Here is a 23,590-nt window from a genome sequence, read left to right as displayed (position 1 = left end):
CGATCAAGCCTCTTCGCGCTGTTCAGTCGTTTGCGTGACACCCAGGCGCGGTACTTCAAAACCGTGGTCCAGGTCCAGCAGTGGAAACAGCAGGTCTGCCACGCGGTGGGCTTCGTCAATCAGCGGGAAACCGGAGAGGATGAAGGCCGAGGTGCCCTGGGCTTCATATTCGCGAATACGTTCGGCGACTTGTTCAGCGCTGCCCACCAGGTAGGTACCCGCCGCCGGGCCGAGGATGTTGAAACCGAACAGGCTCGGGCCCAACCACACGTTGGGGTAGACCTCCAGCTCACGCGCGGAGGGCAAACGCCCGGCGCGGATGGTCTCGACGTTGCGCTGGGTTTGTGGGTCGTCGCTGTGGAACTCCTCGAAGCTCACACCGGGCGGCAACTGGCGCTCAATCGCATTTCGCGCGGTGTGCAGCGAAGTGCGTTGCAGCAGCTTTTCGGCGTGGGCCCAGGCTTCTTCCTCGGTCTCGCGCACGATGATCTGCAGGCGGGTGCCAAAGGTCAGCTCGCGGCCGATCTTCGCGGCTTCGGCCGCCACCTTGCGGAACTTGTCACCGAGTTTCGGCGGTGTGTTGGCGAAACTCAGGTACACATCCAGCAGTTGTACCGAATGCTCGACGCCCGGCCCCGAGGTGCCGGCGCCCCAGAGCGGGATACCCGGTTTCTGGTAAGGCGGATGCCAGCCACCCAAGGGATGGCTGGCGGCGCCCGGCGTCCGGGGGGCGAGCTTGACGTAATCACCGTCATAGCCCCGCGTATCACCCGCATAGAAGCCCTGGAACGCTCGCCAGTATTCGAGGCTGAATGCATAACGCTCGTCATGGGGATAGTGCACGCCGAGGGTGGCGAGGCCGGCGTCATTGCCGTTGACCACGTTGAACAGCAGGCGACCGTTGGAGAACTGGTCGAACGTCAGCGCCCACTTGGCCAGAACCGCCGGCGACAGCTCGCCCGGGTGTTGCGCCACCAAAAAGCGCAGGCGTTGGGTGGTGTCGATCAGCGAGGCGGCAACCGCAAGGCTTTCGTTGGGGCTGGAGCCGAGCAGCGAGCCGTAGTAGCCGAGGCGATCGCTGGCGACCGCGAGTTGTTTGAGGTGTTGAAAGTCGGTTTTCCAGCGACCTTCGGGTTCCCACGGATAAGGTCCGTCAGGCGTAGTGAGGTACCAGAGAATTTTTACAGCCATGACAAACATCCTTGAATATATAGCCATCCCTGTAGGAGCCGGCTTGCCGGCGATAGCGGTGCATCAGGCAACATCAATGTTGGATGTACCGCCGCCATCGCCGGCAAGCCGGCTCCTACAAGGGGTTCGCGGTGTGTTTAGTTTTTGCGGTCGATGGCGGGTACAAGGCCCAGCGCGGTGGCCTGTTCAAACAGCCCGCTCATCTTCCACTGCTGGGTCAACACGCCCGGTCCATAAGCGCGGGAACCACCCAGTGCATCGGCGAGCAATTGCAGCTGTGCGCCCTCCTCCAGCAACAGGATGAATTCCGCTGTGGCGCGCAGCCCTTGCTTGCCCCACACGGTGGAGCCGCCGTTGGCTTCAAGGATCGCCAGGTTGAAGGGGTTCTCGGCGATCTTGTCGAGGATGAAGTCCACTTCCTGCTGGCGACGGTCGATGTACACCGGCAGTTCACGGGCCAATTGATAGCGCTGGACCGGAACGTAATGGAACGGCAATGTGCGGTGGGTCTGGGCCCAGGCCCCCAGGTACGGCGAATGCACGTGGGACACGGTGGTCACGTCCGGGTGTTGCTGGAACAGCTTGGTGTAGCGCCCCAGGCCACCTTTGCCCTTGCCGAGGATCACATTGCCGGCAAAGTCGGTGACGGTGGCTTGCAGCGGTTTACGGTAGTTCCACGGGCCGCCGTAGTTCACCGACACCAGCAGTTCCTGGCCGGGCACGCGCTCGATAAAACCGACGGTGCCATTGGCAGTGATGGTGTTGGTTTCACGGAATACGGTGAAAGCCTCCTCGGCCTCCAGCAGCACTTTGTCGACAAAGGCCTGCAGTTCGAGGCTGATCGGTTGAGCGTGGGCAATGGCAGTCATGTGAGTTCTCCGGTTTCAGGCGCGGCGCTTGGCCAACAGTTCATGGGCAGCTTGCAGAGGGCGCGGATCGACCCAGTCGACGATAGAAAAATCGCGTTCCAGGAAGCCGTGCAGGTAGAGAAAGTCTTTTTGGGTGGTGAGGAATTCCAGGCGCAGTGCCGACAGATCCGGCGCCAGGGTGGTGTGGAAATCGCCGCGATAGGCTTCGGCGACTCCGGCACTGCCGGCGCGGGTTTCCTCTTCGAGAATCGCGTTGAGGCTGTCGCGATGGTTCGCCGCCCAATCTGCCGCGCTGAGGGTTTGCGCAAGGAAACGCACCACCAGGTCAAAGTGGTTGTCCAGCAAGCTCTGGTGCACGGTGATTGGCCGAGGCGTGCCGTTGTTGATGCGATAACGCGGTTCGGCGATCAGATCCAGGTCGATCCCCACCACCAGGCCCAACCGGCGCGCCGCATCGGCCGCCGAAGCGCCCTTGACGTAGACCGCGTCCACCTCGCCGCGCACCAGGTAATCCAGGCCCGACCACAGGCGCTGAAGCCCTTGTTGCGGGTCCGGCGCTTGCTCTTGGTCGTGCAACGCCACTTCCACCAGCTCCACGTCATCAAACCCCAGGCCGGCAAGGCTCAATGCACCCTTGTAGCCGTGCAGGGTCATGGCTCGAGCGATGCTGCCGGGGCGACTGTCGCCCCAGGCCGGCAGGGCCAGGCGCTTGCCTTTCAGGCTTTCGGGCCGGGTGATGCCGGAGTCCGGACGGACCAGAATGGTCTGCCACTCCTCGATCCAGGTCAGGCCGATCAATCGGCTTGGCGCACCTGCAGCACGTGCTGCCAATGCGGGGACATTGCCGCCTTCGCGAAACAGCCCCGGCAGATCATGATCGTAATGGTGGCGACCCAGTTGGCGAGCCTCCTGCAACGTGGACACCGGCAGGCCATCCGGGGCGAACTCTTCGGTCAACCACCCCAGTTTGTAGGCGATGCCGGACGCAGTGGGCACCGGGCAGCGGGTGAACCAGATCTGCTCAAGCTCAGGCGTGGGCAGGACAGCGGAAAGGGTCATGGGCAGCTCCATTGAGTTGGGCAAGTCAGTGGAGGGAGGTATTGCAGAGGCCGTGCCAATCGGCGTGAGCCCCGGTTTGCGGGGGTATTGGTGCTTGCTGGAGCAGGCGACTGCTGACCTGCCAACAGCACTGTTGCTGCGCCAGCAGCCACTTGCTCGAGCTGCTTCTCCAGCAGCACCCCAGCCTGCGCAGCCCCTGTACAGCATGGCTTTTCACATTGGCTTGGAACTTGCTCAAGCCCATTCCAACACCGCACCCCCTTGTAGGAGCCCGGCTTGCCGGCGATGGCGTTCTTGAAAACACCATCGCCGGCAAGCCGGGCTCCTACAGGATGCGAACCAAACCAGAAGGATGAATGCATGACTACATTTGAACAGGCGCCCGTTCGCCAACTGCATAGCGAAGCCGAGGCCATTGCTGCCGCCAAGGACATCGCGGTGGAAATCGCCGCCATCGCTGCCGACAGCCAGCAGAACGGCCAACTGCCCTGGCGCCAGGCGCAACTGCTGTCCGAAAGCGGCATCACCGCCATCGGCGTGCCCAAGGCCTTTGGCGGGCTCGGCGCTTCGGTGCAAACCATCGTTGAAACCGTGCGCATCATCTCGGTGGCCGATGGCGGCGTCGGGCAACTGCTGCAGATCCACAACGTGATGCTGCGCGGGGTTTTCACCGGCTACCCGGAGGCGGTGCGTGATCGCCTGGTCAGTGACGTGCTGGCAGGCAAACGCTTCGGCAATGCGCTGGCCGAGGTGGGCGGCAAGAACAAATTCGCGCTCAAGACCCGCGTCGACCGCCGCGAAGATGGCGCGCTGGTGCTCAATGGCAGCAAGTTCTACTCCACGGGCTCCTATCTGGCCGAATGGATCTCGCTCACGGCCGCCTCCGATGACGGCGGCGCCGGCGTGCTACTCAACCGCAATGCACCGGGACTCACGCTGGTGGATGACTGGGAAGCCTTCGGCCAGAAGAACTCGGTCAGCGGCACGGTGAAGTTCGACAACATCGTGCTGGACGAAGACTACGTGTCACGTCGCAAAGGCCCGATGAAACGCACAGGGCTGACCTTCCCGCAGATCCTCCACGCCGCTATCGACACCGGCATCGCCGCCGGCGCCCTGGCCGCGGCAGTCGACTATCTCAAGCACAACGCCCGGCCGTGGGTGGAAAGCGGCGTCGAACACGCCAATGAAGAGCCGCATATCATCAAGCAGATCGGCGAATACGCGGTGGCCCTGCGAGCGGCTGAATCCCTGTTGCGTGATGCGGCGCGGGTGTTCGACCTGCATGAACTGAATCCGGAGAACAAGGAACTGCAGGATGAGTTGATCCTCTCGGTGGCCACCGCCCGCGCGCATTCCGACAGCGCTTCGCTGAAGATCTCCAGCGATATCTTCTCGCTGCTAGGCGCCAGTTCCTCGCTGAGCAAGTGGAACCTGGATCGCTTCTGGCGCAACGCCCGCGTGCACACCACCCACGACCCGATCCGCTGGCGCTTGCACCATGTGGGTAACTACTACCTCAACGGTGTGGACCCAGGCGAATACACCGCGATCCTGAATGCCAAGGAAACCCAGGGCGCCACCCGAAAATAAGCCATTCGGGCCGTGCGCGGCCCTTTCCTGTTTTTGCCTGATGAGCTTTTCATGATCGAACAACACCCTCTTCTACGCAGCCTGGCGATCTACCGGGAAATGCCCTGGCGATTCACCCTGGTGGCTGCGCTGTACATGGCCATCAACTTGGGGCTGGTCTGGCAACAATGGCTGATCGGGCATGCGGTGAATGATGTCAGCGCCGGCCGCGCCGTGGTCCATAACGCCGACGGTAGCCTGGACGCGAGCCTTGGCTGGTATTGGCTGGGGCTGATGCTCGCCGTGGCGCTTGGGCGCGGTGTGCTGCAATACATCGCCAGCGTGCTTTCGCTGGTGATCAGCCAGGCACTGCTGACGCGCCTGCGCGAACGCATTCTGGCCCAGGTGCAAAGCCTGCACCTGGGCTATCACTGGCAGCACGTCATGGGCGAGATGATCACCCGGACCACCCGCGACGCGGACAAGGTGCGCGATGCGCTGATCACCTTCTGGCGCCAGTTGGTAGAAACCCCGCTGGTGGTGCTCGCCACGGTGGGCCTCTTGAGCTGGTACCACCCGTTGCTGGGGCTGGTGCCGCTGCTGTTGACGGTCACCGGGTTGTGGATTTTCGTGCGCCAGACCGAACGGTTGGTAAGCCTGGACCGCGCCGTAGGCAGCGCCTATGACCGGGTCAACCAGGACCTGAGCGAAGGCATTGGCGGCGTGCGCGTGATCAAGTCATTTGCTCTTGAACAGCCACGTATCCAAGGGTTTTCCGATCAGGTCGCGGTGTTCGCTGCATTGGCCCGCCAGGCACTGGCCTATTCCAGCTCACGCATCCCGCTGCCGCAGGCGGTCGTTGCATTGGGGCATGTGTGGATCCTGGTGTACGGCGCGCACTTGGTCGCAGCCGGGCAATTGGGGATTGGCGAACTGGTGACCTCACTGCTGATCGCCATCACCCTGGTGTTTCGTATCGAGGGCATCGGCCGGGTCATGCAGACCTTCGCCGATGCCCGCGCCAGCGCCGAGCGAATCTGGCAATTGCTCGACGCCCCGGCCGAGATCCGCAACGGTACTGCCACCCTGCCCGCCGGTCCCCTGGGGCTCAAGCTGGAACAGGTCAGCGTGACGGCGCCAGGCGGTGGCCGTGACATCCTTCACGACTGCTCACTGACCTTGCAGCCCGGTGAAATCGTCGCCTTGGTCGGCGCCACCGGCACCGGCAAAAGCCTGCTGGCGGGCCTGCTGCCGCGCTTGAGTGACGTCACCGCCGGGCGTCTGCTGCTGGGTTCAGACAGCGCCGGCTGGCAAGACATCCGCGAGCTGCAACTGGGCCCGCTGCGCAAGCGTGTGCACGTGGTGCCCCAGGAAAGCTTTCTGTTCGCCGGTACCCTGGCCGCCAATCTGCGCCTCAGCGCGCCCGCTGCCACCGACGAGGAACTGCGCGAGGCGCTACGGCTCGCCGCCGCTTCAGACGTGTTGCAGCGCCTGCCCCTCGGCCTGGAAACCCCGTTGGGCGATCGCGGCGTGACGCTATCCGGCGGTCAGCGCCAAAGGTTATGCCTGGCCCGCGCGCTGCTGGGCAAACCGGACATCCTATGCCTGGACGACGCCACCAGCGCGCTTGATGCCATCAGCGAGCGCCAGGTGCTGCACAACCTGCGGCAACTGCATGGCACCACGGTGTTGGTGATCTCCAGCAAGCTCTCGACCATCCTACTGGCGGACCGCGTGTTGGTGCTCGACAACGGCAAGATCTGCGCCGAAGGCCCGCACGCCGACCTGCAATCATCCAATCCGTACTACCGCGACTTGCTGGGGATCGACCATGGCTAACCCGCTGCCAGGCAAAGCCTTGAGCGACATCGAAATCGAAGAAATGCTGGCCAAAAAAGCCCTGGATCGCGGCATGTTCAAGCGCTTGCTGCCTTTACTGAGGCCCATCCGCCGGCAGATCCTGGCGGTGATCAGCATCGAAATCCTGCTGGTGTTCACCGTTTTCCTACGGCCGTGGTTCGTGCGCGAACTGCTGGATCGCGGGCTGATTCAACAGGACGACCACTGGCTGCTGGACGAGCGTCTGGTGGTATGGCTGGGGCTGGGCTTGGCGGCCAGTTGGCTGGCGCGCTTCCTGCTGGCCGGGGTCTCGCAGTTCATTGCCGGAAGCGCCGCGATCCGGGTGTTGAATGCCTTGCGCGTGAAGGTGTTCGCCCATGTGCAAAGCCTGAGCGTGAGCTACTTCGACCAGACCCGTGCAGGGCGCATCATTTCCCGGGTCGACCGCGACGTCGACGCCCTCGAACCCTTGGTGATCCAGGGCCCACCGGAACTGCTGGGCGCGGTGCTGCGCTGTGGCCTGGCCTCGCTGATGCTGTGGCGCATCGACCCACGATTCTTCTTGAGCCTGGTGGCGACGGTGCCGTTGCTGGTGCTCGCTACGTGGAGCTTCAAACGCATTTCCCAGCGTAACTGGGCCACGGTTGCGGAGAACCGCAGCCGCTTTACCGCGCACCTGGTGGAAAGCGTCAGCGGCGCGCGCCTGTTGCAGCAATGCGCCCAGGAAGCACCGAACCTGCGGCGTTATCGGGGTTTGCTGGATGACTTTAACCTGGCATTGATTCGCGGCAGCGTGCGTTCGTCATGGTTTGCACCGTTCACCGCGCTGCTCAGCTCGGCGGGTATTGCGGTGCTGCTGTTGGTGGGCGCGTATGGATTGGCGGCGGGTGATGTGAGTGTCGGCCAGGTCGCGGAAAGTCTGTTCTATGTGTTTTTGTTCCTCGGGCCCTTGCAGGAGCTGTCGGACCTGTTTGAACGCTACGCGACCGGCTCGGCCTCGGCCCAGCGGATTTTCCTGCTGCTGGATACCACGCCGCTGATCGTAGACCGTGAGAGGCCCCAGCCGTTGGAGCATGCGCGCGGCGAAGTGCATTTTGACAACGTGGGCTTCAGCTACGGGCAGGCGCCCGTGATCACGGGCCTGGACCTGCATATACCGGCCGGTGAAGTGCTGGCGATTGTCGGCCCCTCCGGACACGGAAAAAGCACGCTGGTGCAGTTGCTGACGCGGTTTTACGAAGCGCAGAGTGGCACCGTGCGGCTGGACGCCATTGACGTACGCGATCTGGCCCAGCACACCTTGCGCCGTCACGTTGGCGTGGTGTTGCAGGACAATGTGCTGTTCAGTGGCAGCATCCTCGACAACCTGCGCCTGGCCGCGCCCCGGGCCGACGACAGTACGCTGATCGCTGCCGCCCGTGAGTTGGGTGCCGACGAAGTGTTGGAGCGTCTGCCTCATCAGTACCACACTGAAGTTGGCCCTCTGGGGGCGCACTTGAGCCACGGTCAACGGCAGCTGGTGTGTCTGGTTCGCGCTTACTTGGCGGATCCTGCGGTGTTGGTGCTGGATGAGGCGACGTCGGCAGTGGATATTCATACGGAGCGGCGGATTCAGCGGGCGTTGCGGCGGCTGTGTGAGGGGCGTACGGCGATCATCATTGCGCATCGACTGGCGACGATTCGTGATGCGGACCGGATTGCGGTGGTGAGGCATGGGCAGGTGGTGGAGTTGGGGCCGCATACGGCTCTTATCGCGCGGGGTGGCGCGTACGCTGCGTTGTATCAGACGTATTTGCGTGGTGTCGAAAGCCGTGAGGTTGGGGCGCTTTTGTTGTAGGTGATGGGTTGGGGGCATATCCATTATTTGGGTAACGGCCACCTATGGTTCCGCTCTTACAGCGGCTCACTTTGGAAAAGCCCCAAAGTAAGCAAAGGGCTCTTGCCCCAACACTCGGTACCTCGCCTAGGCTCGGTATGCCCGTAATCCGACAGTGATTTGGGGGGCCGCCGCCACGCGCCATCCATGGCGCGGGGCGGCTAAACCGGCATCCCTGCCGGTTTACCCCCCAAATCCCTGCCGAATTCCGGCCAGCGTGTTTGACGGGGCGCCTAAGATCAAAATCAAAAGCAAGAGCACAGCGGCCTGACAGCCGGCTTGAGTGGTGTGGAGCAAAGGCAAAAGCAAACGCGGTCCTGTAGGAGCCGGGGGGACGCCTAGTTCTTGCCGGCGATGGTCTTCAACGATGACGCGGGGAATCAGACAAAACGCGGCGTTCTCACGTTTTTCGCCGGCAAGCCGGCTCCTACAAGTCCGCGTATCTACGATGCGAAGCGAGTCGCTCTTGATCTTGATCTGAGGCGCCCCGTCAAACACGCTGGCCGAACGCAGGCTTGAATCCGTGGGTAACCCGGCAGGACGCCGGGTTAGCCGCGCTGGGCCAAGGATGGCCCATCGCGGCGGCCCACGGATTCAAGCCGGAGTGAGGGCACACCGAGCCTAGGCGAGGTGCCGAGTGTTGGGGCGAAGACCTTTTGCTTACTTTTGGGTCTTTCCAAAAGTGAGCCGCCGTAAGGGCGGAACCATAAGCAGCCGTTACCGCAGCAACGGATATGTCCCCAACCCCACCCCACCCCCCACCTGCTGCCCCCCCAACACCCACTGCTGCAAGACTGCTGCCACAGCAGCACCCCCAAAAAAAACACACCCCAGCCCCCCCGAAACCATTACCCCCAACCCCCATGGCATGCCCGTTGCACACATCCCCACCATCAGGTCCAAGCACCCCGCACGACTCAAATCAGGAGCACCCATGAGCACTGAATTTTTCTGGCGTCTGCCACTGGGCACCGACGGCCCGCAACTCACCACCGACAAGCACAACCGCGGCAACCCCAATTACCGTCCCGGCCATATCGCCCCAGGCCGCCTGCCCAACGGCGAACCCGACGACTTCACCTACATCGACTACATCGCCCAAGTCGCCAAGGCCGCCGAACTCGCCGGCTTCGAAGGCGCCCTGTTGCCCACCGGCCCCGAGCCCTGGATCGCCGCCGCCGCACTGGCCCGTGAAACCCGGCGCATCAAGTTCCTGATCGCCTTCCAGGCCACCTGGACCCTGCCCGCCTACGCCGCCCAGCAGGCCGCGATCCTGCAGAACCTCAGTCGCGGCCGCCTGGAATGGAACATCATCACCGGCGGCAACCCCGCCAGCCAACGCGCCAACGGCGACTTCCTCGAACACGACCTGCGCTACAAGCGCACCGGCGAGTTCCTCGACATCATCCAGGGCCTCTGGGAAAACGAAAAATTCTCCTACGACGGCGATATCTACCAACTGGAAAACGGCGCCCTGCCGGCCGGCCTGCATAACGAGCGCAAGCCTGGGGTGTATTTCTCCGGGTTCTCCGACGCGGCACTGGATGTGGCCGCCAAGCATGCCGACGTGTACCTCAACTGGGCCGAACCGATCGACAAGCTCAAGCCACATATCGACCGGGTACGTGAGTTGGCCGACAAACAGGGCCGTACCGTGCGTTTCGGTTTGCGAGTGGACCTGTTCGCCCGCGAGACCGAAGAGCTGGCCTGGAAAGACCTGCGCCGTCAGTTCGACAAGCTCGAAGGCAAGACCAGTGCGGTCGCCAAGGGTTTTACCAGCGGTTCGGATTCGGTGGGCGCCGCGCGGCAAACCGCCTACCACCAAAACGTCGATCGCTTTGAAGACCTGATCATCGGCCCCAACCTGTGGGCCGGTTTTGCCAAGGCCAAGCCGGGGCCGACCGTTGGCCTGGTGGGCAGCCACGAAAACATCGCCGAGCGCCTGGTGGAATACCGCGACGCCGGCTTCTCGACCTTTATCCTCGCCGGCAACCCGCACCTGGAAGAAGCCCTGCGCATCGGCCAGGAAGTCTTGCCCTTGGTGCACCAACGCCCGGCAATCCAACCCTTGAAAGCCAGCGCCTGACTGCTGGGGAGACTCCTTGATGGCACAACCTCTCGACACCCTCTGGTACACCCGTTGCCCCGTCCCCACCGGCCTGGGCATTGCGGTGCAAAAAGGCTGGCTGCAAGACACGGTCGGTGCCCTCGGCACTGAGGTGCAGTCCTTGCGCGAATCGAATGACAAGGCAGTGCGCGAGTCGCACTTCGACCACACCCTGCAAAACTCTGTACGCCACGGCGGCAATATCCCGGCCATCTGGGCGCGTGCCCAAGGCCGCGAAACCCGCGTGATCGGTTTGTCCTGGGCGGATGAAGTGCAGTTGATCCTGACTCGCTCGGACAGCGGCATCAAGACCGTCAAGGACCTCAAGGGCCGCACCTTTGGCCTGCCGGACTGGGCCGGCGCGCAGATTGATTTCACCCGTGCCCAAGCCCTGCGCGGGCTGGAAAACGCGTTGTCGCTGGAAGGCCTCAAGGTCGGCGATGTGAAGCTCGTCAACTTCAGCTATGGCGGTACCTTCAGCGACAGTGCCGTGCAGAATGTGGCAGGCACGCCCGTGACGACTCGGGCCAGCCAGCGCAACCTGGAGCTGATCGGACTGCTGCGAGGCGAAGTCGATGCGATCTTCCTCAAGGGCGCCAGCGCCGCACAGCACGCCCATGATTTCGGTCTGCACACGGTGATCGACACCGGTTCCCATCCCGACCCACTGATCCGTAGCAACAACGGCACGCCGCGCACCCTGGCGGTGGACCTGAACCTGCTCGACCAGCATTTCGACGTGGCCACCGGCATTCTCGACTCGGTGCTGCGTGCCGAACAATGGGCTCACACTCATCCAGAAGACACCCGCCGTTACCTGGCCCGTGAAACCAACAGCAGCGAGTACTGGGTCACGGCCGCCTACGGCGACGACGCGCACCTGCGCCTGCGTACTGAACTGGATGAGCAAGCCATCGCCGCCCTACAGGACTTCACCCGCTTCCTGCACCGCTGGCGCTTTATTGCGCAAAGCTTTGATGTGCGTGAATGGATCGATGCACGGCCGTTGAATGCGTTGCTCAATGGCAACACCGCGCTGGCAGGCTGAGCCGCCAGGCTTCATGGATTTGAACGAAGAATTTTATGAGCAAACCACTCGATACTCTCTGGTACACCCACAGCCCCGTCCCCACCGGGCTGGGCATTGCGGTGCAGTCCGGGCGACTGGCCGAAGCCTTCCTGCCCTATGGCACCAACATCCAATCGCTGCGCGAATCCACCGAGCGCGAAGTACGCGAAGCCCACTATGACCATCACCTGCAGAACTCGGTACGCCACGGCGGTAACATCCCGGCGATCTGGGCCTACGCCAGCGGCGTGCAAACCCGTGTGCTGGGCTTGTCGTGGAGTGATGAAGTGCAATTGATCCTGACCACCGCCGAGAGCGGTGTGAAGAGCGTTCGCGACCTGAAAAACCGGCGCTTCGGCCTGCCAAAATGGGCCAACGTGCAGATCGATTTCACCCGCGCCCAGGCCCTGCGCGGCCTGGAAAACGCGCTCAAGCTCGAAGGCCTGAACGTGTCGGACGTGGAATTGGTGGACTACCCTTACGGCGGCACCTACAGCGATAACCAGACCTCGTATGTCTACGGCCCGGAAGTCAGCCTGGGCGTCAGCCGCTTCAGCCGCCGCAACAACGAACTGATCGGCCTGCTGCGCGGCGATATCGACGCGATCTTCCTCAAGGGCGCCCACGCCGTGCACCTGGCCAATGAGTTCGGGCTGCATGTAGTGGTCGACACGGGTTCCCATCCGGACCCGCTGATCCGCTCCAACAACGGCACGCCACGTACGCTCACGGTGGATACGCACCTGCTGACGGAGCATTTCGACGCCAGTGTGAAGATCGTCGACACGGTGCTGCGCACTGAGCAATGGGCCTGGGCCAACCCGGAGGAAACCCGGCGCTTTCTCGCCAAGGAACTCAATACCAGTGAGTACTGGGTCACGGCGGCGTATGGCGAGGATGCCCACCGGCGCTTGCGCACGACGCTCGACTCGCGCTCGATCGAGGCGCTGCAGGATTTCACCGATTTCCTGTTTCGCTGGAACTTCATTCCAAAGCGCTTTGATGTGCGCGACTGGATCGACTTCAGCGTGTTGGAAAAAGTCATCGGTTCCACCTCCCGCGTCGCCGTCTAATCCTGGCATCACACATCACCCTTGTAGGAGCCCGGCTTGCCGGCGATGGCGATCTCCACGACGCCATCGCCCGCAAGCCGGGCGCCTACAATGTTGGCTAGGCAACACCTCCATTGCTGCTCCAGCAGCACCCTCCAAGCACTTTCTGCTGATTGTTCCACAGGCCTTTTCCAAGGCTCTCATCTGCCTGCAAAACTTCACCTTCAAATAATTTTTAAGCGTTTATATTCAATAAGTTACATACATGCATCCACCCTGAAATCCTATTGGCACGATCTCTGCTCTACCCCCTTCAATGACACATTTTCCGGGGGAGACTGCCATGCATAAAATCAATCCAATCACCAAGGGCCTGTGGCTCGCTTTGCTGGTTGCCGGTGGCGCCCATGCCGCCGAAGACGACACCAGCAAAACCGAGCCATCACTCAAGACTGTCACCGTCACCGCACAACACCGCGAGCAAACCCTGCAAGAGGTTCCGGTGGCGGTGTCGGCAGTCCAGGGCACCAACATCGTCGCCGACGGCGTACGCAACATGGGCGACATCACCACCTTCATTCCCAACGCGTCGGCCAAAAACCCGGACGGTGACGGCCGCCCGCGCTGGTACATCCGTGGCCTGGGCACCGGCGATACCGGGGCGGCCACCGTGTACCCGGTGGGCATCTACGCCGATGATGTGTACCTGAACGCGCCGATTGCCGGCGGCAGTCCGCTGTGGGACCTGGAGCGTATAGAAATCCTGCGCGGGCCGCAGGGCACGCTGTATGGCAAGAACACCACGGCCGGCGCGGTGAATATCATTTCCAAGAAGCCGACCTTCGACACCGACGGTTTCGGCACGATCGGCTTTGGCAGCAAGAACGAACGCATCCTCAGCGGCGCGTTGGGCGGTGCGCTGGTCGATGAAAAACTCGCCGCGCGGATCTCGCTGTACTCCGAAGAGCGCGACGGATTCCAGAAGAACCTGGTGGACGATCACACCTACGGCGACGTCAACAAAAAGGCCGTGCGCCTGCAATTCTTCGCCCAGCTCAACGACGACCTGGATGCGCTGTGGAAGATCCACAGCCGCGAATTCAAAGGCGACGGTGCCAACGGTGCGTTGACCCTGGGGCGTTATTACAACGTGGGCTATCAACGCCCGCTGGGGCGCAATATCGCGCTCAACGTGAAGGACGATTCCAAGCTGGACCACGACGGCACGTCGCTGACGCTCAATTGGCACCTGGGCGATTACACGCTGACGTCGATCAGCGCCTATGACTACATTCGCGGCCAGTCCAGCAGCGATGGCGATTACACGCCCTATGAAGTCAACGGCACCTCCACCGCCGACAACAAATACACCCAGTACTCCCAGGAAATCCGCCTGGCCTCGCCCCAACAGGAAACCCTGCGTTGGCTGGCGGGTGCGCACTATTTCCATGAGGACCTGGACAGCACGGCCGGGCGCTTCATCCAGCCAGGCCCGACACCGAACGGCACCGGCTCGAACCAGATCAACGGCGCCACGGATTTGCGAAACCTGAGCTACGACCACAAGACCGACAGTTACGCGCTGTTTGGCAACCTGACCTACGACTTCACCGACAATTTCAGCGTCACCGGTGGCCTGCGCTGGACCCAGGAAAAGAAAGACATCGACCTCAGCCTCACCCAGCTCACCCGCGCCACCGCCAACGGCCCGCTGATTCCGCTGGCCGCCGCCGGCAGCAACGGCAATCGCCAGGAAAACAAGACCTGGGAAGCCTGGACCTACGACCTGACGCCGGAATACCGCATCAACGACAACGTGCGTGTGTTCTTCCGCTACGCCCACGGCTTCCGGTCCGGCGGGTTCAACACCGGCTTGTCCACTAGCCTCTCGCAACTGACCACGGTGGACCCGGAACAACTCGATGCCTATGAGTTCGGCGTCAAGTCGGAGTGGTTCAACCACCGCCTGACGGCTAACGCGAACATCTTCTATTACGACTACTCGGACATTCAAGTGAACCTGCTCACGGTCAACAACGGCGTGCTGACCACGGCGTTGACCAACGGCGCCAAGGGCAAGGTCAAAGGTGCTGAGCTGGAGCTGGAGGGTCAACCCACCGACTACCTGCACCTGCGCGCGGCCATCTCATTCCTCGACACCGAATACACCGACTTCAAGAACACCAACCCCAACACCGGTACAGTTACCGGTGACTACAGTGGCAACAGCTTCGTGCGTTCGCCGCGCAACGTGGTGTCCCTGGGTGGCGACTACACCATCCCGTTGGAAATCGGCGGCAAGCTGGTGGCCGGTGCGGACGTTAGCTTTCGCGACAAGGAATACTTCCTTGCCGACCGCCAGAGCAGCGCCGACAAAGACCTCAGCCAGCCGCACTACACCTTGGCCAACAGTCGCCTGACCTGGTACAGCCCGGACGAAAAACTCAGCGTTACCGGTTTCGTCAATAACCTCACCGACCGCCGCTACCAAGTCCATGGCCGGCCGAACGGTGGCCTGGGCCAATACGTGATCACCTATGGCGACCCGCGCACCGTGGGCCTGAGCGTGACCAGCCGCTTCTAACCTCCAATTCCCACCACCACCCACTGTAGGCGTCCGGCTTGCCGGCGATGAGGCACTGTAGCCATACATCGCCCATCCGGACGCCAACTCGCTTGGTGGTTTTCTGAAAGGACCTAGTTATGTTCCAACGCACTCCGTTGGCCGGCGCCATTGCGCTGGTCATGGGCAGCCTTGCCGTGCCTGTCTTTGCGGCAGACGACAGCCAGCCCACTGCAAAAAAAGATCACCTGGACACCGTGGTGGTACTCGGCACCCGCCGCAGCGACTTGACCGCCCTGCAAAGCGCGGCGCCGGTAGATGTGCTGTCTGGCGAGCAATTGCAACAGACCGGGGCCACCGACCTGTCCGGCGCCCTCACCGCCCTGTCGCCTTCGTTCAATTTCCCGCAGTCGCCTCAGGGGGCATTCTCCGGATCCATCGCCCAGGGCGCCTCATTGCGCGGGCTGGCCTCGGACCAGGTGCTGGTGCTGGTCAACGGCAAACGTCGGCACAGCAGCGCCAACATCACCCGCCAGAGCCTGGTAAATGGCCGTGGCGCGGCGGCAGTGGATTTGAGCCTGATCCCACTCAGTGCGATCCAGCGCGTGGAGATCCTGCGTGACGGCGCTGCCGCGCAATACGGCTCCGACGCCATCGCCGGGGTGATCAACATTGTGCTCAAGGAAAACGACGACGGCGGTAACCTCGGCTACCGCTTCGGCGGCTATGACAAAGGCGATGGCATCCAGCGCAAACTCAGCGGCTGGAAAGGTTTCGCCCTGCCCAACGACGGTTTCCTCACCCTCAGTTTCGATGCCGGCAGCCAGGACCCGGCCAGCGACACCAACCCTGACAACCGGATCTTTTACCCCGGCGACACCAGCGTGAACACGCCGCGCGAGCAGAACAACCGCTACCGCACCTGGCGCTGGGGCTCGGGCAATGTCTCGGACCAATACAACGTCGTGGCCAACAGCGAAATCGGCATTGGCGAGGGGCTGACGGCCTACGGGTTTGCCACCTACGCCCACAAGAATACCGACGCCGAAGGCTTCTTCGACCCGCCCACGACCCTGCGCAACAACTACGGCAGCAATGCATTGGCACGTTATCCGGACGGACGCTTGCCGATCACCCGCTACGGGCTCGAGGACTACGCCGTTACCGGCGGTTTGCGCTTCGAGAATGATCAACTGGGCAAATTCGACCTGGCGTTGAACCATGGCAACAACACCCTCAAGTCCAACGACAGCAACGCGATCAACCCCAGCTACGGCGCCAGCAGCCCGTCGAGTATCTACACCGGCAAGCGCGAAAACGACCAGACCAGCCTGACCCTGGACTGGCTGCGCGACTTCCCCACCGACCTGTTGTTCAAGCCGCTGACCGTGTCGGCCGGCCTGGCTTGGCGCAAGGAGAACTATCAGTTGAGCGCGGGTGAAGCTGCCGGCTGGCAGAACGGACCGCTGTTCAACACGGTCGACCCGATCACCGGGCGACGCGTTCCCGGTTATTACTCGGGCATCACCCAAGTGGATGCGGCGTCCTTGGACCGCAAAGTGCTGGGCGCGTATATCGACGTCGAAGGCCAGATCACCGAGAAGTTCCAGGCCGGGGTGGCGGTGCGCACTGAGCATTACTCGGACTTTGGCGACACCACCAACGGCAAGCTCTCGCTGCGCTATGACTTCACCCCGCAGATCGCCGCGCGGGCCACCGCCAGCACGGGCTATCGCGCGCCGTCACTGGTGCAGAGCGGCATGTCGTCGTTCAGTGTGCAGGTGGTGGAACAGCCGCCGGGCAGTGGCAATTACGTCGAAGTGCAACAGCGCACGTTGCGCGCCAACAGCCCGGAAGCCCAGGCACTCGGCGGCAAGGCGCTCAAGCCGGAAGAGTCGACCAACTACTCCCTCGGCCTGGTCTGGCGCCCCCTGGAACACGCCTCGGTGACGGTGGACGCCTATCGCATCAACATCGACAACCGCATCACCCTCTCTGACCAGTTGCCCGCGAGCGTGGTCACGCCGATCTTCGCCGGCACGCCCTACGCCAATATCCAGAGCGCGGCGTTCTACACCAACGTCGCCGACACCCGCACCGATGGGATCGAGCTGACCGGCAACTACCAATGGGACTTGCAACGCTGGGGCCGCTTGAACCTAAGCAGCGGGTTTGCCAAGAACAATACGACCATCACCGGCCTGCGCGATGTGGGCAACATCAAGGGCTCGCAGATCGTCGGGCGCAATACCCAGGGCCTGATTGAAGACGGTACGCCGGACTCCAAGCTGACCCTGAGCGCCAACTGGCTGTATGAAAGCTGGGCCGTCACTGTGGCCCAGCGCCGCTATGGCGAATGGAAAAGCCTCAACGCCACCAACCCCAACCTGGACCAGACCTACAGCCCGCAATGGGTGACCGACCTGGACGTGTCGTACACCTTCTACAAAGGCGTGAAGGTCTCAGTGGGCGCGATCAACCTGTTCGACACCCACCCGGACAAGGCCGATGGCGCGCAACTGTATGGCGTGCCGAAGTACTCGATCACCAGCCCGGAGGGTGCCCAGGGCGCGTTCTACTACACCAGTGTGAGCTACGACTTCTGAGGGGATTGCTGAATGGGTGCTGCTGTAGCAGCACCCATTCACCATTTCTGCGATTCCCCCCTGTAGGAGCCCGGCTTGCCGGCGATGGCGTCCTCTGTTTATGCACCCGTCTCAAGGGCTCATCGCCGGCAAGCCGGGCTCCTACGGTTTGTGGCACATGTCTTGCGATAGCTGCCAGGTACTTAGCCCAATTAAGACCTGCCATGCGCCTCCTTCGACAACTCTCCTGGCTTATCTCGCCCCTCGCCCTGCTCGCCACCTGGGCGCTGGTGGCCCATCTCGGTATCTTCCCGCGCAACCTGCTGGTGCCTCCGGCCCAGGTGTTGCAAACCTTTGAAGAGCTGCTCGCCAGTGGTGAACTACTCGAGCACTTGGGCAACAGCCTGTCGCGCCTCGGTCTCGGCTTTGGCATCGGCTCACTGTGCGGCCTGGCATTCGGCGTGCTGATGGCCACGTCGAAGAACGTAGAAGTGTATTGCGGGCCGCTGTTCCACACCTTGCGCCAGATCCCCAGCATCGCCTTGATCCCGATGTTCGTGCTGCTGTTCGGTATCGACGAAACCTTCAAGATCATCATTGTCGCCAAGACCGCCTTTTTCCCCGTGGCCCTGGCGGCCGGCGAAGGCGTGCGTGGCATTCCGCGCAGTTACTTCGAGGTGGCCGACGTATACCGCCTGCGCTGGCCGACCTTTGTGCACCTGGTCGCTCTGCCCGCGGCGGCGCCGCCGATCATCACCGGCTTTCGCATCAGCCTGACCCGCGCCTGGGTGGTGCTGGTAGCCACCGAACTGCTCGCGGCCGACAGCGGCCTCGGCCAGATGATCGAAATGGCTCGGCAGATGCTGCGTATTGATGTGGTGATGGTTGGCGTGGTGGTCACGGGGGTGATCGGTTTTGCCCTTGACTACGGCTTGCGACGTATCGAACAACACCTCTTCCGTTGGCAGACCCGCTAGGAGCCCATCCATGTTGCCTCTCTTGAAAAAATCCCGGGGGCTGTTGCTGCCGCTGCTGTTGGTGCTCGCCTGGGAATACGCCTCACGCCAGGACGCCGCAGGCGCCTATGCGTTTGTGCCGTTGTCGGCGATTGGCACAGCGTTGCTGGAAATGCTCGGCAACGGCGAACTGCTGGTCAACCTGCTCGCCAGCCTGGCGCGCACCAGCAGCGGCCTGGTGCTGGGCATTCTGTTCGGCGTGACGCTGGGGGTGATGATGGCGCTGTCCAGCGTGGCCAACCGCCTGATCGGCCCGCTGTTCCATTCGATCCGCCAGGTGCCGATGCTCGGCTGGATCCCGCTCATCGCCATGTGGTTCGGCAACGGCGAGTTCTCCAAGGTGCTGATCGTCAGCCTCGCCGCGTTTTACCCGATGGTGCTTAACACCTACCAGGGCTTCAGCCATGTGGAGCGGCGTTACCGCGAAGTCGGCCAGGTGCTGGTGCTGACGCCCGTGCAGCAATTCACCCAAGTGCTGCTGCCAGCGGCGTTGCCGAGCATCGCCACGGGTGTGCTGCATGCCCTGGCGTTTGCCTGGGTCACAGCGATCGGCAGCGAGTTGTTTCTGTCCTCAGGGGCAGGCCTGGGCAACCTGATGATGAACGCCGAAGCTGGCTCGCGCATGGAAGTGATCGTGCTGAGCGTGCTGTGTATCGGCTTGCTCGGCTACCTGATGACCCTGTTGTTCACCCGTTTGAGCCGCCACCTGCTGCGCTGGCGCAACCTCCGTTGAAAGGCCCTGCTATGAATGCAATCGCTCACCCCGCTCATGTGCACACCGGCGCCCTGCAGATCCGTGGCCTGAACAAGGCTTACCAGATTGAAGGCCGCGACCTGCCCGTTCTGCAAAATATCCAGCTGGATGTGCGCCCTGGCGAATTCGTCAGCATTGTCGGCGCCAGCGGCTGTGGCAAATCCACCCTGCTGCGGTTGATCGTCGGGCTGGAAGCCGAATACAACGGTGACATCCTGCTGGACGGCCAACGCATTGCGGCTACCAGCCTGGAACGCGGTATCGTGTTCCAGGACCATCGTCTGTTCCCGTGGATGACTGTCAGCCAGAACATTGCCCTGGCCCTGAAAAACCACAAGCTGCCTCAGGCCGAGAAGGACCGCTTGGTGGCCGAACACATCGCACTGGTCAACCTCGCCGGCTTTGAAAATGCTTACCCCCACCAACTGTCCGGCGGCATGGCGCAACGCGCCGCCATTGCCCGGGCGCTGATCAACAAGCCCAAGGTGTTGCTACTGGATGAGCCGCTGGGAGCGCTGGACGCCCTGACCCGCGTGCACCTGCAACGGGAACTGCAGCGCATCTGGGTGCAGCAGCGCTGCACGGTGATCATGGTCACCCACGACATCGAGGAGGCGCTGTACCTCGGTGACCGGGTGATTGTGATGGACGCCCACCCCGGGCGGATCAAGCATGAGATCCGGGTTGAGCTGCCTCACCCTCGGGACCGCGCCTCCCCGAAACTGCAAGGCTATAAGGAGCAATTGCTGGAGGAACTGGTGGGTCACTGAACCCAGGCAGACCTTTACAACTTGTCTTGATGTGGATATTTTATCCAGACACGATAACGAGGTCCGCCCATGCCATCGCCCACTTACCACGACGTCATCGACGCTGCCCAACGCCTGGAAGGCATTGCCCACACCACGCCGGTATTCACGTCGCGCACCCTCGACGCGCTGACCGGTGCCCAGGTATTCATCAAGTGTGAAAACCTGCAAAGGGCGGGTTCCTTCAAGTTTCGCGGCGCCTTCAACGCGTTGTCGCGCTTCGATGATCAGCAGCGCAAGGCCGGTGTGGTGGCGTTTTCCTCCGGCAACCACGCCCAGGGGATTGCCCTGGCGGCGCAGTTGCTGGGCATACCGGCGACCATCGTGATGCCCACCGATGCGCCTGCCGCCAAGGTCGCGGCCACCCGCGAATATGGCGCCCGCGTGGTGCTGTATGACCGCTTCACCGAAGACCGCGAGCAGATCGGCCGTGACCTGGCGACTGAACACGGCCTGACCCTGATCCCGCCCTATGACCACCCGCACATCCTTGCCGGACAAGGCACGGCCGCCAAGGAGTTGCTGGAATCCACCGGCCCGCTGGATGCGTTGTTCGTCGGCCTTGGCGGCGGCGGAATGCTCTCGGGTACCGCACTGAGCACCCGCGCCCTGGCGCCTGACTGCCTGCTGTATGGCGTCGAGCCCGAAGCCGGCAATGACGGCCAGCGCTCATTTCGCAGCGGCAGCATCGTGCATATCGACACCCCGGCAACCATTGCCGATGGTGCGCAGACCCAGAACTTGGGCGACTACACCTTCCCGATCATCCGCGACAGGGTGAACGACATCCTCACCGTGACGGATGCCGAGCTGGTTGGAGCGATGAAGTTCTTCATGCAGCGCATGAAATTGGTGGTCGAGCCTACCGGCTGCCTGGGGCTGGCGGCATTGCTCAATGAGGGTGACCGGTTCAAGGGTCAGCGCGTGGGCATTATCGTCACCGGTGGCAACGTCGACATCCAGAAGTATGCCGCGCTGCTCAGCGAGGCCTCATGAAGATCATCCAGACAGCGAATGCGGCCAGACCCGCAGGCCATTACGCGCAAGCCGTCCGCCATGGGGACACGCTGTACATCTCCGGGCAATTGCCGGTCAGCCCGGATGGGCAGCATAACCTGTCGGCGTCGTTTGCCGAACAGGCGCGGATAACCCTGAACAATCTGCTGGAGATCTTGAAAGCGGCCGGCGCGGCTCCAGAGGATCTGGTCAAAGTCACGGTGTACGTGGCCGGCGTCGAACACTGGCCGGCGTTCGATAGCGTTTACGCCGCCGCGCTGGGCGACCACCGTCCTGCCCGCGCGGTGGTGCCGGTGCCCGAGTTGCATCACGGTTACCTCGTGGAGATTGAAGCCGTGGCGCGCTACTTGGCGTAGGTGTAGACCGCCGCGCGCGACACGCCCAAGTGGGAAGCCACGGTTTCCATGGCCCGGCGAATATCCAGGCAGCCCGAGTCTTTGAGCTCCTGCATCAGCACACGCCGGTCTGCCGTTTTCAGCGCACGCGGGGTGGTGGCCAGGCGGGCGGCGAACTGGTCGATACGCGCACGGATGACATCGGCGCCGGAAGGGTCCAGGGATTCGATGAGCTTGTCGCCGCTGACCGAACAGAACTGTTCCAGCATGCCCTGCAAGCCACGGAACAATGAGAGGTCGACGTTCATGCACAAGGCCGCGACGTACTCGCCGCTCGCACCCTTGATGCCGATCGAGGTGCTTTTGACCTGGCGGCCGTCGCTGAACTGATTCTGGTAGTTGGCGATGACTTGCGGGTAGTCCGGGTCGGCAATCCGCGCCAGGCCCAACTCGGTGGTCGGGTCTCCCGACGCGCGTCCGGACAGGTTGTTATGGATGGCCAGGATCGAGTGCTGCGGGTCGCGCAAGTCGTGCAGCACCACTTCGCAGAACGGGCTGAAGGTCTTGCTCAAGCCTTCGGCAATCTGTTCGAGTTGGCTGATCAGGTGAGTATCGTTGGGAGAGGTGTTTTTCATGCAAGACAACATATCCAGTCCTGGACAGGGCGTCAATTTCAGCGCCGTCCCCTCTAGTGGAGTTGCAACTTTGGACACGCCAGCAGCACTGATCGATACCGAGAAAATGCAACGCAATATCCAGCGCATGCAACAGCGCGCCAACAGCCTGGGTGTGCAGTTGCGCCCCCATGTCAAAACCCACAAGTGCGCTGAAGTGGTGGCTGCACAGATGACTGCGGGCGCGCGTGGCATCACGGTTTCGACCTTGAAGGAAGCCGAGTATTTTTTCGACTTGGGCATCGCCGACATCCTCTACGCCGTAGCCATGGCGCCGCACAAATTGCCCCAGGCCCTGGCGTTGCGTCGTCGGGGTTGCGCCTTGACGCTGATCACCGACAGCCTGGCCGGCGCCCAGGCCATTGTTGATTTTGGCCGGGAGCATGGCGAACGCTTTGCGGTGATGATCGAGATCGACTGCGACGGCCATCGTTCCGGGGTTAAGCCGCAGGACCCGCTGCTGCTGGACATCGCCCGCTTGCTTGGCGACAGCCTCAGCGGTGTGTTGACCCATGCAGGTGAAAGCTACGGCCTGGACACGCCTGAAGCGCTGCAAGCCATCGCGGAGCAAGAACGTGCGCGCTGTGTGGAAGCGGCCGAACGAATTCGTGCCGCCGGGATGCCTTGCGCGCAGGTCAGCGTAGGCTCGACACCCACTGCGTTGTCGGCGCTCAACCTGGAAGGTGTGACTGAGCTGCGCGCCGGGGTCTATGCCTTCTTCGATCTGGTGATGCACAACATCGGCGTGTGCCGTATCGATGAACTGGCCTTGAGCGTGCTGACTACCGTGATCGGCCATCAGCCGGAAAAAGGCTGGATCATCACCGATGCCGGTTGGATGGCAATGAGCCGGGATCGCGGCACTCAATCCCAGCAGCAGGATTTTGGTTACGGGCAGGTCTGTGATGAACACGGTGAGCCGATTGAGGGACTGCTGTTAAGCAGCGCCAATCAGGAGCATGGCGTGGCGCAGTTCCAAGGCCGCGACGTGGATGTGGTCACACAATTCCCGCTGGGCAAACGCCTGCGCATCCTGCCCAACCATGCATGCGCCACCGGCACCCAGTTCGGCAGCTACCACGTACTGCTGGAAGGCGGTGGCGTGCAGGTATGGGAGCGCCTGCGCGGCTGGTAACCCAGATGCGGCCCGCAGAGGTTGCACGGGCCCTCAGTTCTGAGAAGATAGCCGGTTACTGGATGCCC

At 62.5% G+C, this 23,590-nt stretch carries 18 protein-coding genes; 14 read left to right on the top strand and 4 right to left on the bottom strand.

Translation table 11 applies throughout. The annotated features are described in order from the left end of the window. Positions 1 to 3: 3 nt before the first annotated feature. The 3 genes from RB216_RS12950 to RB216_RS12940 form a co-directional block, all read right to left on the bottom strand. Complete coding sequence (locus RB216_RS12950) at positions 4 to 1,191, bottom strand: LLM class flavin-dependent oxidoreductase (protein ID WP_068933526.1); 1,188 nt, start codon at positions 1,189 to 1,191, stop codon at positions 4 to 6. Between the two features lie 137 nt (positions 1,192 to 1,328). Further along, positions 1,329 to 2,060 (bottom strand): class II aldolase/adducin family protein, encoded by a 732-nt coding sequence (locus RB216_RS12945; protein WP_028615993.1) that lies wholly within the window; start codon positions 2,058 to 2,060, stop codon positions 1,329 to 1,331. Positions 2,061 to 2,075: 15 nt separating this feature from the next. Continuing rightward, a complete protein-coding gene (locus RB216_RS12940; protein WP_308908792.1) occupies positions 2,076 to 3,119 on the bottom strand; it encodes an ABC transporter substrate-binding protein in 1,044 nt (347 codons plus the stop codon). 360 nt (positions 3,120 to 3,479) lie between these two features. Between RB216_RS12940 and RB216_RS12935 the strand changes: the two genes are divergently transcribed. The 13 genes from RB216_RS12935 (at position 3,480) to RB216_RS12875 (ending at position 21,734) form a co-directional block, all read left to right on the top strand. Continuing rightward, the gene (locus RB216_RS12935) at positions 3,480 to 4,712 is read left to right on the top strand and encodes an acyl-CoA dehydrogenase family protein (protein ID WP_068933528.1); all 1,233 of its coding nucleotides are present in this window, start codon (positions 3,480 to 3,482) and stop codon (positions 4,710 to 4,712) included. 51 nt (positions 4,713 to 4,763) lie between these two features. Then, the gene (locus RB216_RS12930; RefSeq protein WP_308908791.1) at positions 4,764 to 6,530 is read left to right on the top strand and encodes an ABC transporter ATP-binding protein; all 1,767 of its coding nucleotides are present in this window, start codon (positions 4,764 to 4,766) and stop codon (positions 6,528 to 6,530) included. Then, entirely contained in the window at positions 6,523 to 8,367 is a 1,845-nt protein-coding gene (locus tag RB216_RS12925) for an ABC transporter ATP-binding protein (protein WP_308908790.1), read from the top strand. Before RB216_RS12930 ends, RB216_RS12925 begins: the two co-directional genes overlap by 8 nt. 973 nt (positions 8,368 to 9,340) lie before the next feature. Then, the gene (locus RB216_RS12920) at positions 9,341 to 10,492 is read left to right on the top strand and encodes an LLM class flavin-dependent oxidoreductase (protein ID WP_028615988.1); all 1,152 of its coding nucleotides are present in this window, start codon (positions 9,341 to 9,343) and stop codon (positions 10,490 to 10,492) included. Positions 10,493 to 10,511: 19 nt separating this feature from the next. Then, positions 10,512 to 11,561 carry an ABC transporter substrate-binding protein gene (locus tag RB216_RS12915; protein WP_028615987.1) on the top strand — a complete coding sequence of 350 codons (1,050 nt, stop codon included), beginning with the start codon at positions 10,512 to 10,514 and terminating at the stop codon, positions 11,559 to 11,561. Positions 11,562 to 11,596: 35 nt separating this feature from the next. Continuing rightward, the gene (locus RB216_RS12910) at positions 11,597 to 12,655 is read left to right on the top strand and encodes an ABC transporter substrate-binding protein (protein WP_028615986.1); all 1,059 of its coding nucleotides are present in this window, start codon (positions 11,597 to 11,599) and stop codon (positions 12,653 to 12,655) included. Between the two features lie 322 nt (positions 12,656 to 12,977). Beyond that, on the top strand, positions 12,978 to 15,218 hold the full coding sequence (locus RB216_RS12905; RefSeq protein WP_308908789.1) for a TonB-dependent receptor: 2,241 nt from the start codon (positions 12,978 to 12,980) through the stop codon (positions 15,216 to 15,218). Positions 15,219 to 15,337: 119 nt separating this feature from the next. Then, a complete protein-coding gene (locus tag RB216_RS12900) occupies positions 15,338 to 17,803 on the top strand; it encodes a TonB-dependent receptor plug domain-containing protein (RefSeq protein WP_068931541.1) in 2,466 nt (821 codons plus the stop codon). A gap of 203 nt (positions 17,804 to 18,006) precedes the next feature. Beyond that, positions 18,007 to 18,759 (top strand): ABC transporter permease, encoded by a 753-nt coding sequence (locus RB216_RS12895; RefSeq protein ID WP_028615983.1) that lies wholly within the window; start codon positions 18,007 to 18,009, stop codon positions 18,757 to 18,759. A gap of 10 nt (positions 18,760 to 18,769) precedes the next feature. Further along, entirely contained in the window at positions 18,770 to 19,531 is a 762-nt protein-coding gene (locus tag RB216_RS12890; protein ID WP_028615982.1) for an ABC transporter permease, read from the top strand. 11 nt (positions 19,532 to 19,542) lie between these two features. Continuing rightward, complete coding sequence (locus tag RB216_RS12885; protein WP_028615981.1) at positions 19,543 to 20,322, top strand: ABC transporter ATP-binding protein; 780 nt, start codon at positions 19,543 to 19,545, stop codon at positions 20,320 to 20,322. A gap of 69 nt (positions 20,323 to 20,391) precedes the next feature. Further along, positions 20,392 to 21,357, top strand: a complete 966-nt coding sequence (locus RB216_RS12880) for a threo-3-hydroxy-L-aspartate ammonia-lyase (protein WP_308908788.1) — start codon at positions 20,392 to 20,394, stop codon at positions 21,355 to 21,357. Then, positions 21,354 to 21,734 (top strand): RidA family protein, encoded by a 381-nt coding sequence (locus tag RB216_RS12875; protein WP_028615979.1) that lies wholly within the window; start codon positions 21,354 to 21,356, stop codon positions 21,732 to 21,734. The genes RB216_RS12880 and RB216_RS12875 overlap by 4 nt, the downstream gene beginning before the upstream one ends. Here the strand turns inward: RB216_RS12875 and RB216_RS12870 are convergent. Continuing rightward, complete coding sequence (locus RB216_RS12870; RefSeq protein WP_308908787.1) at positions 21,722 to 22,348, bottom strand: helix-turn-helix transcriptional regulator; 627 nt, start codon at positions 22,346 to 22,348, stop codon at positions 21,722 to 21,724. The two genes, RB216_RS12875 and RB216_RS12870, sit on opposite strands and share 13 nt — an antisense overlap. Before the next feature lie 70 nt (positions 22,349 to 22,418). Here RB216_RS12870 and RB216_RS12865 point away from each other — a divergent pair, with 70 nt between their 5' ends. Further along, complete coding sequence (locus RB216_RS12865; protein ID WP_308908786.1) at positions 22,419 to 23,522, top strand: DSD1 family PLP-dependent enzyme; 1,104 nt, start codon at positions 22,419 to 22,421, stop codon at positions 23,520 to 23,522. Positions 23,523 to 23,590: the final 68 nt, after the last annotated feature.

Origin of the sequence: Pseudomonas canadensis, assembly GCF_030980095.1 — a bacterium.
Lineage (GTDB): Bacteria > Pseudomonadota > Gammaproteobacteria > Pseudomonadales > Pseudomonadaceae > Aquipseudomonas > Aquipseudomonas canadensis.
Note: the sequence above shows the minus strand (reverse complement) of the source record. Positions and strands in the feature narration are given on the sequence as shown.